The 16,323-nt window shown below is 65.4% G+C and carries 11 protein-coding genes and 1 tRNA gene; 7 read left to right on the top strand and 5 right to left on the bottom strand.

Translation table 11 applies throughout. The features are described 5' to 3' along the window. Positions 1 to 26 precede the first annotated feature (26 nt). Genes J1C52_RS05275 through J1C52_RS05265 form a run of 3 tightly spaced genes read left to right on the top strand, consistent with a single transcriptional unit; the run spans position 27 to position 6,640 of the window. Positions 27 to 3,368, top strand: a complete 3,342-nt coding sequence (locus tag J1C52_RS05275; protein ID WP_227426877.1) for a DUF2126 domain-containing protein — start codon at positions 27 to 29, stop codon at positions 3,366 to 3,368. Next, positions 3,365 to 5,755, top strand: a complete 2,391-nt coding sequence (locus J1C52_RS05270; RefSeq protein WP_227426876.1) for a circularly permuted type 2 ATP-grasp protein — start codon at positions 3,365 to 3,367, stop codon at positions 5,753 to 5,755. The genes J1C52_RS05275 and J1C52_RS05270 overlap by 4 nt, the downstream gene beginning before the upstream one ends. Before the next feature lie 9 nt (positions 5,756 to 5,764). Next, positions 5,765 to 6,640 carry a transglutaminase family protein gene (locus tag J1C52_RS05265; RefSeq protein WP_227426875.1) on the top strand — a complete coding sequence of 292 codons (876 nt, stop codon included), beginning with the start codon at positions 5,765 to 5,767 and terminating at the stop codon, positions 6,638 to 6,640. An 8-nt stretch (positions 6,641 to 6,648) separates the two neighbouring features. Here J1C52_RS05265 and J1C52_RS05260 read toward each other — a convergent pair whose 3' ends face one another. The 3 genes from J1C52_RS05260 to J1C52_RS05250 form a co-directional block, all read right to left on the bottom strand. Next, positions 6,649 to 6,927, bottom strand: coding sequence for a hypothetical protein (locus J1C52_RS05260; RefSeq protein WP_227426874.1), 279 nt, complete (start codon positions 6,925 to 6,927; stop codon positions 6,649 to 6,651). A gap of 81 nt (positions 6,928 to 7,008) precedes the next feature. Next, positions 7,009 to 7,695, bottom strand: a complete 687-nt coding sequence (locus tag J1C52_RS05255) for a D-lyxose/D-mannose family sugar isomerase (protein WP_227426873.1) — start codon at positions 7,693 to 7,695, stop codon at positions 7,009 to 7,011. A 93-nt stretch (positions 7,696 to 7,788) separates the two neighbouring features. Beyond that, positions 7,789 to 7,864, bottom strand: a tRNA-Lys gene (locus J1C52_RS05250). A 120-nt stretch (positions 7,865 to 7,984) separates the two neighbouring features. Between J1C52_RS05250 and dapF the strand changes: the two genes are divergently transcribed. Together dapF and mtaB are read left to right on the top strand one after the other, a co-directional pair. Continuing rightward, positions 7,985 to 8,812 carry a diaminopimelate epimerase gene (gene dapF / locus J1C52_RS05245; protein ID WP_420895754.1) on the top strand — a complete coding sequence of 276 codons (828 nt, stop codon included), beginning with the start codon at positions 7,985 to 7,987 and terminating at the stop codon, positions 8,810 to 8,812. Continuing rightward, complete coding sequence (mtaB, locus tag J1C52_RS05240; RefSeq protein WP_227426871.1) at positions 8,809 to 10,074, top strand: tRNA (N(6)-L-threonylcarbamoyladenosine(37)-C(2))-methylthiotransferase MtaB; 1,266 nt, start codon at positions 8,809 to 8,811, stop codon at positions 10,072 to 10,074. Before dapF ends, mtaB begins: the two co-directional genes overlap by 4 nt. Before the next feature lie 84 nt (positions 10,075 to 10,158). On the opposite strand, the gene mutS is transcribed toward mtaB, so the two are convergent. Continuing rightward, positions 10,159 to 12,771: a DNA mismatch repair protein MutS gene (mutS, locus tag J1C52_RS05235; RefSeq protein WP_227426988.1), complete on the bottom strand. Its 2,613-nt coding sequence runs from the start codon at positions 12,769 to 12,771 to the stop codon at positions 10,159 to 10,161. 215 nt (positions 12,772 to 12,986) lie between these two features. Further along, positions 12,987 to 13,943 (bottom strand): L-malyl-CoA/beta-methylmalyl-CoA lyase, encoded by a 957-nt coding sequence (locus tag J1C52_RS05230; RefSeq protein ID WP_227426870.1) that lies wholly within the window; start codon positions 13,941 to 13,943, stop codon positions 12,987 to 12,989. 273 nt (positions 13,944 to 14,216) lie between these two features. Here J1C52_RS05230 and dgcN point away from each other — a divergent pair, with 273 nt between their 5' ends. Both dgcN and dgcA read left to right on the top strand, forming a co-directional pair. After that, positions 14,217 to 15,218, top strand: a complete 1,002-nt coding sequence (dgcN, locus tag J1C52_RS05225) for an N-acetyltransferase DgcN (RefSeq protein WP_227426869.1) — start codon at positions 14,217 to 14,219, stop codon at positions 15,216 to 15,218. A gap of 101 nt (positions 15,219 to 15,319) precedes the next feature. Then, a complete protein-coding gene (dgcA, locus tag J1C52_RS05220; RefSeq protein WP_227426868.1) occupies positions 15,320 to 16,282 on the top strand; it encodes an N-acetyl-D-Glu racemase DgcA in 963 nt (320 codons plus the stop codon). Positions 16,283 to 16,323 lie beyond the last annotated feature (41 nt).

Here is a 16,323-nt window from a genome sequence, read left to right as displayed (position 1 = left end):
ACGACCCAGACAAGCGAGCGCCGACTATGTCCATCTATGCCAGCCTGTATCATCTGACGCATTATCGCTATGACAGGCCGGTCACGCTTTCGCCCCAGATCGTGCGTCTGCGCCCTGCACCGCACAGCCGCACGCGGGTGATTTCGCACAGTCTGAAAGTGTCGCCCGGCGGGCATTTCGTGAACCACCAACAAGACCCTTACGGCAACTGGCTGGCGCGCTTCGTCTTTCCCGAACCGGTCCGGGAGTTCAAGATAGAGGTCGATCTGGTCGCGGATATGACCGTCTACAACCCGTTCGATTTCTTCGTCGAAGATAGCGCCGAGCATTGGCCCTTCGACTACCCCGAAGATCTGCGCCAAGACCTTGTCATCTACCGCACGCCCGAAGCCGAGGGGCCGCGGCTTGCGAAATTCATTGGCTCCATCGAGTTCGACGAAACCCGCACGGTGGATTTCCTGGTCGGGCTGAATGCGCGCGTGTCGCAGGAAATCGGCTACACCATCCGCATGGAACCGGGCGTGCAGACGCCAGAGGAAACGCTGACCAAGAAAACCGGGTCATGCCGCGACTCCAGTTGGCTTTTGGTGCAGGTGTTGCGCCATCTGGGTTTTGCCGCGCGTTTCGTGTCGGGCTACCTGGTCCAGCTGACGCCCGATGTGAAATCGCTGGATGGGCCATCGGGCACCGACCATGACTTTACCGACCTGCACGCATGGGTCGAGGTGTATCTGCCCGGTGCGGGCTGGATCGGGCTGGACCCGACATCGGGGCTGCTGACGGGTGAAAGCCATATCCCGCTGGCGGCAACGCCCCATTACCGCAATGCAGCCCCCATTTCCGGCATGTCCAGCTTTGCCGAGACAGAGTTCGATTTCGACATGCGCGTGACCCGCGTGGCAGAGCATCCGCGCATCACGAAGCCGTTTTCCGATGCCGCTTGGGACAAGCTGAACGACACCGGCCGCAAGGTGGACGCAGCCCTTCAGGCGGGCGATGTGCGCCTGACCATGGGGGGCGAGCCGACATTCGTGTCCATCGACGATTTCGAGAGCGCCGAATGGAACACTGCCGCCGTCGGCCCCATGAAACGCGCGCTGGCCGACAAGCTGATCCGCCGCTTGCGCGACCGTTTCGCGCCCGGTGGGTTTCTGCACTATGGCCAAGGCAAGTGGTATCCGGGCGAAACCCTGCCGCGCTGGACCTTCTCGCTCTATTGGCGGCAAGACGGCAAACCCGTCTGGGCGGACGCCGCGCTTGTGGCGGAAGAGGGGGCGCAGACAGGGGCCACCGAAAAGGAAGCCGCGCAGTTTCTGGGCGGCATGGCCGAACGGCTGGGCGTTGGCGCGGAATTCGTCCTGCCTGCCTATGAAGACCCGGCAGAGTGGATTGTCCGCGAAGGCAACCTGCCCGCCAATGTCACGCCAGAGAATTCGAAGCTGAAAGACCCCGAGGAACGCGCCCGCATCGCCCGCGTGTTCGAGCGGGGGCTGACCAAGCCGGCAGGCCATGTGCTGCCGATCCAGCGCTGGCAGTCGCGCGCGGCTGGCCGCATCTGGCAATCCGAGAAGTGGAAATTGCGGCGTGGCAAGGTCTATCTGGTGCCCGGTGACAGCGCGGTCGGCTACCGTCTGCCCTTGGGCACGTTGCCCTATGTGTCGCCCGTGCAGTTTCCCTATATCTACCCGTCCGACCCGACCACCCTGCAAGAGCCTTTGCCGGATTACCACGACGAAGACGGGATGCCCGCGACCACGCCGGAACACCGCCAGCCCGTCTCTGAACTCAAACCCGGCGGGCCTGCGCAGGACAGGGTCGGCCAGCAGATGATCCCGATAGAAGGCGTGGTGCGCACCGCCTTGTCGGTAGAGCCGCGCGACGGGCGGCTTTGCGTCTTCATGCCCCCGGTCGAGAGGGTGGAGGATTACCTCGACCTGTTGGCCGCCGCAGAAGCCACCGCCAAGGACATGGGCCTGCCCATTCACATAGAGGGTTACGCCCCGCCCCATGACAGCCGCCTGAACGTGATCCGCGTGGCCCCCGACCCCGGCGTGATAGAGGTGAACATCCACCCCGCGCATAGCTGGGACGATTGCGTCGCCACCACAGAGGCGATCTATGAAGAGGCGCGCCAATGCCGCCTTGGCGCCGACAAGTTCATGATCGACGGGCGCCACACCGGGACCGGAGGCGGCAACCATGTGGTTGTCGGCGGGGCGAACACGAATGACAGCCCCTTCCTGCGCCGTCCCGATGTGCTGAAATCGCTGATCCTGTTGTGGCAGCGGCACCCGTCGCTCAGCTACCTGTTCTCTGGCCTGTTCATCGGCCCGACCAGCCAAGCCCCGCGCATTGACGAGGCGCGGCATGACACGCTGTATGAGCTGGAAATCGCGCTGTCGCAGATCCCGAAACCGGGCAATGGCATGGCCCCGCCGCCATGGCTGGTGGACCGCTTGCTGCGCAACATGCTGACCGATGTCACCGGCAATACCCACCGCGCCGAGATCTGCATCGACAAGCTGTATTCGCCCGATGGGCCGACCGGGCGTCTGGGGCTGGTCGAGTTTCGCGGGTTCGAGATGCCGCCGCATCCGCGCATGAACCTCGCCCAACAGCTTCTGATCCGCGCCATCATCGCACGCGCGTGGAACAACCCGGTCGAAGGGCGGCCCGTGCGCTGGGGCACGGTGCTGCATGACCGTTTCATGCTGCCGCATTTCCTGTGGGAAGATTTCCTGACCTTGCTGCGCGACCTGCGCGATCATGGCTTCGATCTGGACCCTGTCTGGTATGAAGCACAGGCCGAGTTCCGCTTCCCCTTCTGCGGCGAGGTCGCGGTCGAAGGCGTGAAACTGGAACTGCGTCAGGCGCTGGAGCCGTGGCATGTGCTGGGCGAAACCGGCGCGATTGGCGGCACGGTGCGCTATACCGACAGTTCGGTCGAACGCTTGCAAGTCAAGCTGACCGGCGCCGCCACCGACCGCTACCGCGTCATGTGCAACCGCCGGCCCGTGCCGATGGCGGCCTCGGGCACGTCGGGCGAAAGCGTGGGGGCTGTGCGGTTCAAGGCATGGCAACCGGCAGAGGCGCTGCACCCGGTCCTGCCCGTGAACGCGCCGCTGACATTCGACATCTACGACACATGGACGGGCCGGCCCATCGGTGGCTGCGTCTATCATGTTGCCCATCCCGGCGGGCGCAATTACGACACCTTCCCCGTCAACGGAAACGAAGCAGAGGCCCGCCGTCTGGCGCGGTTCGAACCCTTCGGGCATTCGTCAGGCGGCTACATCCCGGCCAACGAGACGCCACATCCCGAATTTCCGCTGACGCTGGATCTGCGGCGACCGCCGGGGCTTGCATGAGCGGTCAGGCGAAATCACTGCCGCCAACCCCGCTTCTGGCCGATTACAAGCTGCGGTCAGGTGTTGCGGATGAGTTGTTCGACGCCAGCGGGGCCATGCGTCCCGCCTGGACGGCGTTCATGGCGCAGCTTGCCAAGCTCTCGCCCGAAGAGGTCGCCGAACGGTTTGCCCGCGGCGACCGCTACCTGCGCGATGCAGGCGTGTTCTTTCGCCAGTATAGCGCCGACCCGTTGCAAGAACGGGAATGGCCGCTCAGCCATATTCCCGTCATCCTGCACGAACGCGACTGGGATGCGATTTGCGCAGGCCTGACACAGCGCGCCGAATTGCTGGAGCGCGTGGTCGCCGACCTTTACGGCGACTGCACGCTTGTGCGCGACGGCCATCTGCCCGCCGCGCTGGTGGCGCAAAACCCCGAATGGCACCGCCCCTTGGTGGGGATGAAACCCGCCTCGGGCCATTTCCTGCACTTGATCGCGTTCGAGATCGGGCGCAGCCCGGACGGGTCTTGGCTGGTCTTGGGCGACCGGACGCAATCGCCTTCGGGCGCGGGGTTCGCGCTGGAAAACCGCATGGCCACGGCGCGGGTTTTCCCCGAACCGGTGCCGCGCGCGAATGTGCGGCGTCTGGCCGGGTTCTTCCGCGCGTTTCGCGGCGCGCTGGATGACCTTGGCCGCAATGGCGGGCGCGCGGCGATCCTGTCGCCCGGCCCCGGCAACGACACCTATTTCGAACATACCTATGTGGCGCGCTATCTTGGCCTGCCGCTGTTGGAAGGCGAAGACCTGATCGTCCAGAACGGCACCGTGCAGGTGCGCACCGTGTCCGGCCCGCAGGATGTAGGCGTGTTGTGGCGACGGCTGGATACCGGCTATGCCGACCCGCTGGAGCTGGACGAGACATCGCAGATCGGCACGCCGGGGCTGGTCGACGCGGTGCGCCAAGGTCGCGTGAACATCGTGAACGCGCTGGGTTCCGGCATTCTGGAGACGCGCGCCTTCCTCGCCTTCTTGCCGCAGATTTCCGAAGTGCTGCTGGGCGAGAAGCTGAAAATGCCCAATATCGCCACATGGTGGTGCGGACAGGACTCGGAACGCAGTTTCGTGCAGGACAACGCGGGCAAGATGTTCATCGGCGACGCGCTCAGCCGTGCGCTGCCCTTCGACATCGGCAATGCCGACGGGCTGGCAGGCACGGCGCAGACACTTGCGGGCGACGCGCTTGGCACATGGATCGAGGCCAATGCGGCCAATCTTGTGGGGCAGGAAACCGTCACCCTCTCGACCACGCCCGCATGGATAGAGGACCGGCTTTTGCCGCGCCCGATGAGCGTGCGGGTTTTTGCCGCGCGCACGGCGCAGGGCTGGGTGTTCCTGCCCGGCGGATATGCTCGCGTGGGCCGCACCGAGGAAGCGGGCGCGCTGTCGATGCAGCAAGGCGGGTCGGTGGCCGATGTCTGGATCATGTGCGACCGCCCGGCCCCGCCGGAAACCCTGTTCGATAATGAACGCTTCCGCCGCGAGGATACGGGCGCGCTGCCCAGCCGCGCCGCCGATAACCTGTTCTGGCTGGGCCGCTATGTCGAACGGGCCGAAGGCGCGATCCGCCTGCTGCGCGGCTATCATTTGCGGCTGGCCGAAACCGGTGATCCCGACGATGACAGCGTGCAGCAGATTTCCAACTTGCTGGCCGCGCTTTTCGTCGATGTGGGCGCACCGGCCCACGCCACCCTGACCCCCATGCTGGGGTCGGCCCGGCTGTCAGCGGGCCGGGTGCGCGACCGCTTCTCGGTGGATGGCTGGGCGGCGCTGACGGACCTGATGACCAGCCTTGACGCGATGTCGGCCAATATCCAGCCCGGCGACGAATGCGCCCGCCAGCTTGGCATTCTGCTGCGCAAGATCACCGGCTTCAACGGTCTTGTGCACGAGAACATGCACCGCACCTCTGGCTGGCGCTTCCTGACGCTGGGCCGCGCGATGGAACGCGCCGATGCCGCCGCTGCCGTGCTGACCGCCTGCATGGCCGGGGACGTGCCGGGTCTGGGCCTGCTGGACATGGCGCTGGAATATGGCGACAGCCGCATCACCCACCAGCGCCGCTACCGGGTCGATCCGACATGGGAAACCGTCGGCGACCTGCTGGCGCTGGATGCGAATAACCCCCGGTCGGTGCTGTTTCAGGTCACGGCCATGCGTCGGATTGCCCAAGACCTGCCGCGCGCGCAGGTGGCGGGCCGCGTGTCGGACGTTCTGGGCGCGCTGTTGCGGCTGGAAACGCAGCTTGTCGTGGCCCACCCCAGCGACATTACCATCGCCTGCCTGACCGACATTCGCGCGGCGCTTGCCGATATTTCGGCCAAGCTGGCCAGTGCCTATCTGAACTGACGAGGGGCCATGCAATACGATATTCGCCTTGCGATCGGTTATAATTATGGTGCCCCCTCGGACCGCGCCCGCACCGTAGTGCGGCTTTTGCCCTCGAACCTGCCCGGCCAGCAACGCATCACGGCGCGGTTGCTGTCGGTGGACCCCGAACCGGACGAGCGGCGCGACACGACCGATTTCTTCGGCAATGCGATGAGCATTCTCAGCTTTCACCAGCCCATCGACCGGATCGACTTCAAACTGCATGCACGGGTCGAGCGGCTGGCACCCGCAGGCAGTCTGGACCTGTCGCCGAACCTTGCGGGTCTGGGCGCGGAAATCGCGGCCTATCGCAATCTTGACAGCCTGTCGCCGCATCACTTCCTTGGCCCATCCCGCCGCATCGGCCCAGAGCCCGAGATCGCTGCCTTTGCCACCAGCTTTCACAAGCCGGATCAGACCGTGCGCCAGACCGTCGGGGCACTGGGACAGGCCATCCATTCCGAAATGCGCTTCGATCCCGGCGCGACCGATGTCGACACACCGCCGGGAGAGGCCTTTGCCAACCGGCATGGCGTCTGTCAGGACTTCTCGCATGTGATGATCGCAGCCTTGCGCGCGCTTGGCATTCCGGCGGGCTATGTGTCGGGCTTTTTGCGCACCATCCCGCCGCCCGGCCAGCCCCGGCTGGACGGGGCAGACGCGATGCACGCCTGGGTCATGGCCTGGTGCGGAAACGAAACCGGCTGGGTCGAAATCGACCCGACCAATAACTGCTTTGTCGAGGCGGACCATATCGTCGTCGCCTATGGGCGCGACTATGCCGATATTGCCCCGGTCAAGGGCGTGTTGCGCACGTCGGGGACGCAGAACAGCCGCCACAGCGTCGATGTGGAACCGATCTGACGCTTGACCTAACCCCGCGCCCCGCGCGCGGCGTCCGGATGCTCTGCCAGAAACCCGCGCAGCACGGCGAAAAGGGTCGCGGCGCGGGGGACATCATCGGCATGAAGTGCTTCGCGAATATCGTCGCAAATCATTTCCTGAACCTTTTGCGGCCCGTGATGGACCTGCATCAGGTATTCGCCCAGCAGCGTCGCGTTGCCGATGGCCAGATGTTCATGCTTTGCCAGTGCATCAATCTCGGCCCGCGTCAGGGCCGACATGTCTTCCATATCCTCTAGGGTTATCATGGTCCGGACCTCCTCTGCCGTGCAGTATAACACAGGATCGCCGGGCCGGACTTGATGTCGCGCAGACCACGCAGACCGGGCCTAGCCCAGACACGCCCGGTAATCGCTGACCAGCAGATGCGTGGGGGCTTCGTCTTCCTCGACCTCGGCAAAGCGCCCGATGGGATCGCGGAAGATATTGTCGGTCTCGTCATCATTGACGGTCGAAACCTCGCCAATCAGCACATCCCCACCCTCGCCCCAGAACGCGTGCCAGTCGCCGGGGCGCAGGGTCACGCTTTCGCCGGGGCGCAGGCGCAGCTTTTCTCCGGGGGCATAGTCGTGGCGAATGCCGTCCAGCCAGACCGTGCCGCCCTTGTCCTCGGCAAAGCCGCCGTGATCGTCGGACCCGTACAGCTCGACCACCAGCGTGGCCCCGCCCCGGTTGATGATGTCCTCGGCCTTCAGCGCGTGGGTGTGCATGGGCGAAAGCTGGTCCTGCCGCGAGATCAGCAGCTTCTCGGCATAGCACATGCCGCCGCCACGTTGCAGGTCGGCCAATAGCCCGTTGCGCAGGGTGAACAGGAACAGCCCCATCTGGTCGAACCGCCCCGCGCCGTAATCGGTAATGTCCCAGCCACAGCGCGCGTCGATCACATGGCGGGCATCAGCGGCGCGGGCCTTGAAAGCGTCCGGGGTCCAGTAGGCGAAGGGCGGCAGCACGAAGCCATGGCGGCGGATCATCTCATCCGCCTCTGCCATGATGGCGTTGATACGAGAGCGTTTCATTGGGCAGACCTTTGCGCGCAGGACCGGGTTGGCCCAAGTGCTACGCCGCAAGGCGCGGGCCTGCAAGCTGACGAAACAGGGATTTCGGGAAAATGGTGAGCCGGCAGGGGTTCGAACCCTGGACCTACTGATTAAAAGTCAGTTGCTCTACCGGCTGAGCTACCGGCTCACTCTGAGGCCGCTACTTAGAAAAGCCGCGTCACAGGGTCAAGGACAAAAGCCACGCTTTCGCAATGTTTTCCACATGCCCCATTTCGCGGGGCTGGTCAGGGTGCATATGCATCGCTATATGGCGCGCATGACTGGCACGGGCCTTATCTTTTCCAAAATGCACGGCGCGGGAAATGATTTCGTCGTGATCGATTCGCGCGGCTGCGCGGAGCGGCTGACGACGCCTGCGCTGGCGCAAGCCTTGGGCGATCGCCATCGCGGCGTGGGATTCGACCAACTGGCCGAATTGCGCCCGGCTGACGATGCCGATCTGCTGCTGGAATTCTGGAACGCCGACGGCTCGCGCGCGGGCGCTTGCGGCAATGCCACGCGTTGTGTGGCGTCTATGGTCATGTGTCAGACCGGGGCCAAGACACTGACCATTCGCACAGCGCGCGGGATTTTATATGCCGAGGATCGCGGCGGGCAGATCTGGGTCAATATGGGCGCGCCCGTGCTGGACTGGCAGGACATTCCCCTATCGCAGAAGTGCGATATTGAACACCTGCCCCTGCCGGGCGACCCGGTCGCGGTCGGCATGGGCAACCCCCATTGCGTGCATTTCGTGGCCGATGCCGATGCCGCCCCTGTCGCGACCCAAGGCCCGGTCGTGGAACATGACCCGCTCTTTCCAGAGGCGACGAACGTGGAATTCGCGTCGCTGATCGCGCCCGACCACCTGCGCCTGCGCGTGTGGGAAAGGGGCACGGGCATCACGCTTGCCTGCGGCTCCGGGGCCTGCGCGACAGCCGTTGCCGCCAACCTGCGTGACCTGACCGGGCGGCAGGTGACGATCACCGCCGATGGTGGCACGCTGATGGTCGATTGGCGCGACGATGGCGTCTGGCTGACCGGGCCGGTGGCGCATGTCTTCACCGCCACGCTGGCCGAAGGGTTCGGTCAGTGACCGCGGCTCCGCGCTTCACCACGCTTGGCTGCCGCCTGAACGCCTATGAGACCGAGGCCATGAAGCGGCTGGCCGAGGAAGCCGGCGTGCGCGATGCGCTGGTCGTGAACACCTGCGCCGTCACGTCCGAAGCCGTGCGCAAGGCGCGACAGGAAATCCGCCGCCTGCGCCGCGACAACCCGGATGCGCCCATTATCGTGACGGGCTGTGCAGCCCAGACCGAACCCGAAACCTTCGCGGCCATGCCCGAAGTGACCCGCGTCATCGGCAATTCGGAAAAGATGCAGCCCGCGACATGGGCCAGCCTGACCCCCGACCTGATCGGCCAGACAGAGCGCGTAATGGTCGATGACATCATGTCGGTGCGTGAAACCGCCAGCCACCTGATCGACGGCTTCGGCACGCGCGCCCGCGCCTATGTGCAGGTGCAGAACGGCTGCGATCATCGGTGCACGTTCTGCATCATCCCATATGGCCGCGGCAATTCGCGTTCTGTGCCCGCGGGCGTGGTGGTCGAGCAGATCAAGCGGCTGGTGGACGAGGGTTATCTGGAAGTCGTTCTGACTGGCGTCGACCTGACAAGCTGGGGCGCGGACCTGCCCGCCCAGCCCCGCTTGGGCGATCTGGTGCGCCGCATCCTGCGGCTGGTGCCGGATTTGGCACGGCTGCGTATTTCGTCCATTGATTCGATAGAGGCCGACCCGGCGCTGATGGAAACCATCGCCACGGAACCGCGCCTGATGCCGCATTTGCACCTGTCCTTGCAGGCAGGCGATGACATGATCCTGAAACGTATGAAACGCCGCCACCTGCGCGACGATGCGATCGCGTTTTGCACCGAAGCGCGCCGCCTGCGGCCCGACATGGCCTTTGGCGCCGACGTCATCGCGGGCTTCCCGACAGAGACCGAGGCGATGTTCGAGAACTCGCTGAAGCTGGTCGAGGAATGCGGGCTGACATGGCTGCATGTTTTCCCGTTCAGCCCCCGCAAGGGCACCCCCGCCGCGCGGATGCCGCAAGTGAACGGCACAGCCATCCGCGAGCGCGCGGCGCGGTTGCGCGCGGCGGGCGCGGCGGCGGTCGCGCGCCATCTGAATGCGCAGGTCGGGGCCACGCACCCGGTGCTGATGGAAAACCCGCGCATGGGCCGCACCCCGCAATTTGCCGAAACGGTGTTTGACGCGGATCAGACCGTGGGCCAGATCGTGCAAGCCCGCATCACGGGGCATGACGGGGCGCAATTAACCGCTGCTGGTATCTGATGCGCCGCGCGCCCCGGGCTTGACCCGGGGCCTCGCCGTCAACCGCGCCGGTCGCTAGGCCCCGGATCAAGTCCGGGGCGCGGGTCAACCATCCGACGCCATGCCCTTCAGCTTATACAACATGTCCAGCGCCTCGCGCGGGGACAGCATATCCGGGTTCACATCCGCCAAGGCGTCCAGCACCGGCGACGGCTTGGCAGGTGCAGGCGCGGGCGCTTGCACCGCAGAGAACAGGGGCAGATCGTCGATCAGCGCCTTGGGCGAGCTGCCCCTTGCGCCATCTTCGAGCGCCGCCAGAACCTCGCGCGCGCGCGCGATCACCGGCGCGGGCAGCCCCGCAAGCCGGGCCACCTGCACGCCATAGCTGCGGTCGGCGGCCCCGCGCCGCACCTCGTGCAGGAACACGACATCGCCTTGCCATTCCTTGACCGCCACCGTCGCATTTTGCACCCCTGCCAGCCGGTCGGACAGCGCCGTCATCTCGTGGTAATGCGTGGCAAACAGCGCACGGGTGCGGTTCACATCGTGCAAATGTTCGAGCGTCGCCCAGGCAATCGACAACCCGTCATAGGTCGCCGTGCCGCGCCCGATTTCATCGAGGATCACCAGCGCCCGGTCATCGGCCTGGTTCAGGATCGCCGCCGTTTCGACCATTTCCACCATGAAGGTGGACCGCCCGCGCGCCAGATCGTCGCTCGCGCCCACGCGGCTGAACACTTGGCTGACCATCCCGATATGCGCCGCTTTCGCGGGCACCCAAGCACCCATCTGCGCCAGAATGGCGATCAGCGCGTTTTGCCGCAGGAAGGTCGATTTACCGGCCATGTTCGGACCTGTCAGCAACCAGATCGCCGCGCCCTCGCCCGCCGACAGGTCGCAATCATTGGCGATGAACGGCTCTCCGGCACGTTTCAGCGCCGCTTCGACCACCGGGTGACGGCCCCCTTCGATGGCAAAGGCGCGGCTGTCATCCAGCTTCGGCGCGCACCAATCGCCTGCGCGGGCCAGATCGGCCAAAGCGCTCGCCAAGTCAATCTCGGCCAAGGCGCGCGCGGTTTGGGACAAGGCGGCGGCGGCATCCAGCACTTCAGCGCGCAAGCCGTCGAACAGGCGTTTCTCGATCTCGAGCGCGCGGCCGCCCGCGTTCAGGATGCGGGTTTCCATCTCGGACAGCTCTACCGTGGTAAAGCGCACCTGGTTCGCCGTGGTCTGGCGGTGGATGAAGCGGTCCGACAGGGGCTGGGACAGCATCCGCTCGGCATGGGTGCTGGTCACTTCGATAAAATAGCCCAGCACGTTGTTATGCTTGATCTTGAGCGAGGTGATGCCTGTGTCATTGGCATAATCGGCCTGCATGGCGGCGATCACGCTGCGGCCCTCGTCGCGCAAGCGGCGGGCATCGTCCAGATCCGGGTCATGGCCGGGCGCGATAAAGCCACCATCGCGGGCCAGCAGCGGCGGCTCTGCCACCAGTGCGGCGTCGAGCAGGTCTAGCAACTCGTCATGGCCCAGAAGGTCCGCGCGGGCATCTGCCAAAAGCTGGGGCAAATCCGGCACTTCTAGCTGGGTTGCCAAGCTGCCCGCCTGCGCCAAGGCCTGCCGCACGGCGCCCAAGTCGCGCGGCCCGCCCCGGTCCAGCGACAGGCGCGAGAGCGCGCGGTCCAGATCAGGCACGGATTTGAGCGCCTGCCGCAAATCGGCGCAAAGCCGCGACTGGACATGCAGAAACGTCACGCAAGCCTGCCGCGACAGCGCCGTCTCGGCCCGGCGCGCAGGTGCGGACAAGCGCCGCTCCAGAAGCCGCGCGCCCGCCGCCGTGACCGTGCGGTCAATCGCCGCCAAGAGCGAGCCGTCGCGCCCGCCCGACAACGCTTGTGTCAGTTCCAGGTTGCGGCGCGTGGCGGCGTCGATCTGCACCGAGGCATCGAGGCTTTCAAGCGTCGGGGGCTGCAACAGGGGCAGCTTGCCGCGCTGCGTCAGGTCCAGATAATCGACCAATGCGCCAAGTGCCGCGCGCTCGGGCCGGGAAAACTGGCCGAACCCGTCGAGGGTTTGCACGCCGTACAGGTCGCACAAGCGCCGCTCGGCGGATGCGCTGTCGAAACTCGCAGGCGCAAGCGCGGTCAGCGCCGCGCCCATCTCCTCAACCACCGGGCGCAACGCCTCGGCCATGGGATCGGCCACCAGCACCTCGCGCGGGGCCAATCGCGCAAGTTCCGGGCCAAGTCGCGCACGGGTGCAGGCCATGACGCGCACCTGCCCGGTGGAAATATCGACCCAAGCCAACGCGCCCGCGTCGCGGATCTCGGCATAGGCGGCAAGGAAATTATGCCGCCGCGCGTCGAGCAAACTGTCCTCTGTCAGGGTGCCGGGGGTGACAAGGCGCACAACCTCTCGGCGCACAACCGCCTTGTAGCCGCGTTTCTTGGCCTCTTCCGGGCTTTCCATCTGCTCGGCAATCGCCACGCGGAACCCTTTGCGGATCAGGGTCAGCAGGTACCCCTCTGCCGCGTGATGGGGCACACCGCACATGGCGATATCTTCGCCCTGATGCTTGCCGCGCTTTGTCAGCGCGATGTCGAGCGCCGCCGCCGCTGCCACGGCGTCATCGAAGAACAATTCGTAGAAATCCCCCATGCGGTAAAACAGCAGCGCATCCGGATGCTGGGCCTTTACCTTCAGGTATTGGGCCATCATGGGGGTTACGGTGTCTGTCACGCGAGAAGGCTCCGGCCAAAGGGGATGGGGCAGAGCCTAGCGAAAGCCGTGGGCGGATTGAAGGGGGCTTTGCCCCCGCCCGGCCCCTGCCGGGGCCGGACTCCCCCAGGATATTTTTGCAAGGATGAATGGGGGAGGTCTGGCGCAGGTGCCCCGGACGCGCAGCGATCCGGGGCCTTGCGGTCGGCTGGCGGTTAGGCCGCGATCATTTCGGCCTGGCGGACGATGACTTCTGCCTGTTTGATGGACGCGATGTCGACCAGACGGCCCTTGTAGACGGTCGCGCCCTCGCCGCGCGCCTTGGCCTGTTCCATCGCGTCGAGGATTTCGCGCGCCTCGGCGACGGCGGCCTCGGAGGGGGTGAAGACCTCGTTGGCGAGCGCCACCTGCTTGGGGTGGATCGCCCATTTGCCAACCATGCCCAGCGTGGCGGAACGGCGGGCTTGTGCGCGGAAGCCGTCATCATCGCTGAAATCGCCGAAGGGGCCGTCGACCGGCAACACACCATTTGCGCGGCAGGCGGCGACGATGGCCGATTGCGCCCAGTGCCACGGGTCGGACCAGTATTGCGCGCCCTCGCGCAGCATGTAGTAGTTTTCCTGCGTGCCGCCGATGCCGGTCGTGGCCATCCCCATGGAAGCCGCGAAATCTGCCGCGCCAAGGCTCATGGCGGTCAGGCGGGGCGAGGCGGCGGCGATTTCGGCCACGTTGGTGATGCCGGCGGCGGATTCGATGATGACCTCGAACCCGATGCGTTTCTGGCGGCCCTTCGCGGCCTCGATCGAGGTGACAAGCGCATCGACGGCGTAGATGTCGGCGGCACAGCCCACTTTCGGGATCATGATCTGGTCCAAGCGCTCGGAGCCCTGTTCCAGCAGGTCGACCACGTCGCGATACCAGAAGGGGCTGTCCAGCCCGTTGATGCGCACCGAGAGCGTTTTCTTGCCCCAGTCCACCTCATGCGTGGCGGCGATCACATTGGCGCGCGCGCTGTCCTTGTCCGAGGGCGCCACCGAATCCTCTAGGTCGAGATTGATGACATCGGCCGCGCTGGAGGCCATCTTTTCAAACAGCGCCACGCGCGAGCCGGGACCGAACAATTGGCAGCGATTGGGGCGGGCGACAGGCGCGGGTTGCAGGCGGAAGCTCATGGTCTACCTCTTGGGACAGGATATTTCGAAACGGTGCGAGAATTTGGTATATTATTGCATACAATCGCGCAAGCTGTTTTTCTGCACATGCAAAGGCAACTTGTGCCGCATGGCAGCATGGCACGATGCGTGTGGCAGGAAATGCGGCTATAGGCTGCATATGAGGTGATTTCTTCGGCAAATACCCCGAAACCGCGTGCAATTCGCGAAACACTTCGCCAGCCTTTGGGTAGAATTGCGCAATATCCCCACCACCGGACAATGGAGCGACGCATGATCGAGACCCCCTACCTGCTGTTTCTGGGCGATGCACCCGACCCGTTGGCCGCCAAGGTCGCGCAGGGGATCAAGGATTGGCGCCCCGATTTCGCGCTGGGCCAGCTCCGCATGGAAGGTTGCCGCGCCGACATGAAACTGCCGGATATGACGCTGGCCGAAGCCAAGGCCGCGGGCGCGAAGACGCTGGTGATCGGCGTCGCGAACCGGGGCGGGGTGATTTCGGCGGCATGGAAGAAGGTGCTGATCGCGGCGCTGGAGGAGGGGTTCGACCTGGCGTCGGGCCTGCACAACCTTTTGCGGGACGAGCCGGACTTGAAAGCGGTTGCCGAAGCCACCGGGCGCAAGCTGCACGACGTGCGCGTGCCGTCCGTCAAATACCCCATCGCCAATGGTGAAAAGCGCACCGGCAAGCGCTGTCTGGCCGTGGGCACCGACTGCTCTGTCGGCAAGATGTATACGGCGCTGTGCATGGAGCGCGAGATGCTCGCGCGTGGGATGAAGGCCAGTTTCCGGGCCACGGGGCAGACCGGCATCCTGATTACCGGGGGCGGCGTGCCGCTGGATGCGGTCATCGCGGATTTCATGGCCGGGTCGGTCGAATGGCTGACGCCGGATAACGACCCGGACCATTGGGACTTGATCGAGGGGCAAGGCTCGCTGTTCCATGTGTCTTATTCCGGCGTGACGATGGCGCTGATCCATGGCGGCCAGCCTGATGCGCTGATCCTGAGCCATGAGCCGACGCGCAGCCATATGCGGGGCTTGCCGGGCTACGACTTGCCCTCTTTGGAGGCCGTGCGCGACATGGCGTTGACGCTGGCGCGGGTGGCAAACCCGGCCTGCAAGGTGGTGGGCATTTCGGTGAACACGGCGGCGCTGGATGACGATGCGGCCTTGGCCTGCTGTGCCGAGATCGAGGCGCGCATGGGTCTGCCGACGGTCGATCCGTTCCGCCATGGCGCGGGCCGCTTGGTCGATGCTTTGGAGGCCATGTAAGGGGCTTTGCGCCCGTGGTTTGAGTTTGAGGGGCTTTGCCCCTCTGGAGCCTGCGGCTCCATTCACCCCAGGATATTTAGGCAAGGATGAAAGGGGATCGCGTGTTTCGGGTTTCCGAGGATCGATTCGCATTGGCGGAAGTCTTTACCATCGCGCGCGGGTCGCGGACCCATGCCGATGTGCTGCGCGCCGAGGTGTTGCGCGGTCATGTGATGGGCCAGGGCGAATGCGTGCCTTATGCGCGCTATGGCGAGACGATGGCATCGGTTCGCGCGCAGATCGAGGGGCTGGCCGAGGGGATGGACCGCACCGCGTTGCAAGGCGCGCTGCCCGCCGGGGCCGCCCGCAATGCCGCCGATTGCGCCCTGTGGGATTGGGAGGCCAAACGCGCCGGTCGCGCTGTCTGGCAGATGGCGGGGTTGGCGCGGCCCGCGCCAGTTGTGACCGCGTTTACCCTGTCGCTGGACAGCCCCGAGAAGATGGAAATGGCCGCACGCAAGCACGCGGCGCGGCCGCTTTTGAAGATCAAGCTGGGCACGCCCGAGGACATGCCGCGGCTGGAAGCGGTGCGGCGCGGCGCGCCTAGCACCCGGATCATCATTGACGCCAATGAGGGCTGGGATACGGATGTCTATGCCGATCTGGCCCCGCATCTGTTGCGCCTTGGCGTCGAGATGGTCGAGCAGCCCTTGCCCGCAGGCCAGGATGACATGCTGGCCGAGATCGCCCGTCCCCTGCCTGTCTGTGCCGACGAATCCTGCCATGACCGTGACAGCCTGCCGGGGCTGCGCGGAAAGTATGACATGGTGAATATCAAGCTGGACAAGACCGGCGGCCTGACCGAGGCGCTGGCGCTGCGCGATGCGGCCCGCGCCGAGGGCTACCGCGTGATGGTTGGCTGCATGGTCGGCAGTTCGCTGGCCATGGCCCCGGCCGTTCTGGTCGCACAAGGGGCCGAGATCGTAGATCTGGACGGCCCGCTTTTGCTGGCCGAGGACCGGGAACCACCCTTGCACTACGATGGCGCGGGCGTGCACCCCCCCTTGCCCGCGTTGTGGGGTTGACTACTCTTTCCCAAAGCCTGCGCATAGGCTAAGGACAGGCC

The organism is Roseibaca sp. Y0-43, from assembly GCF_020667835.1.
GTDB lineage: Bacteria > Pseudomonadota > Alphaproteobacteria > Rhodobacterales > Rhodobacteraceae > Roseinatronobacter.
The sequence above is the reverse complement of the archived record's forward strand: the minus strand, read 5'-3'. Positions and strand labels throughout refer to the sequence as shown.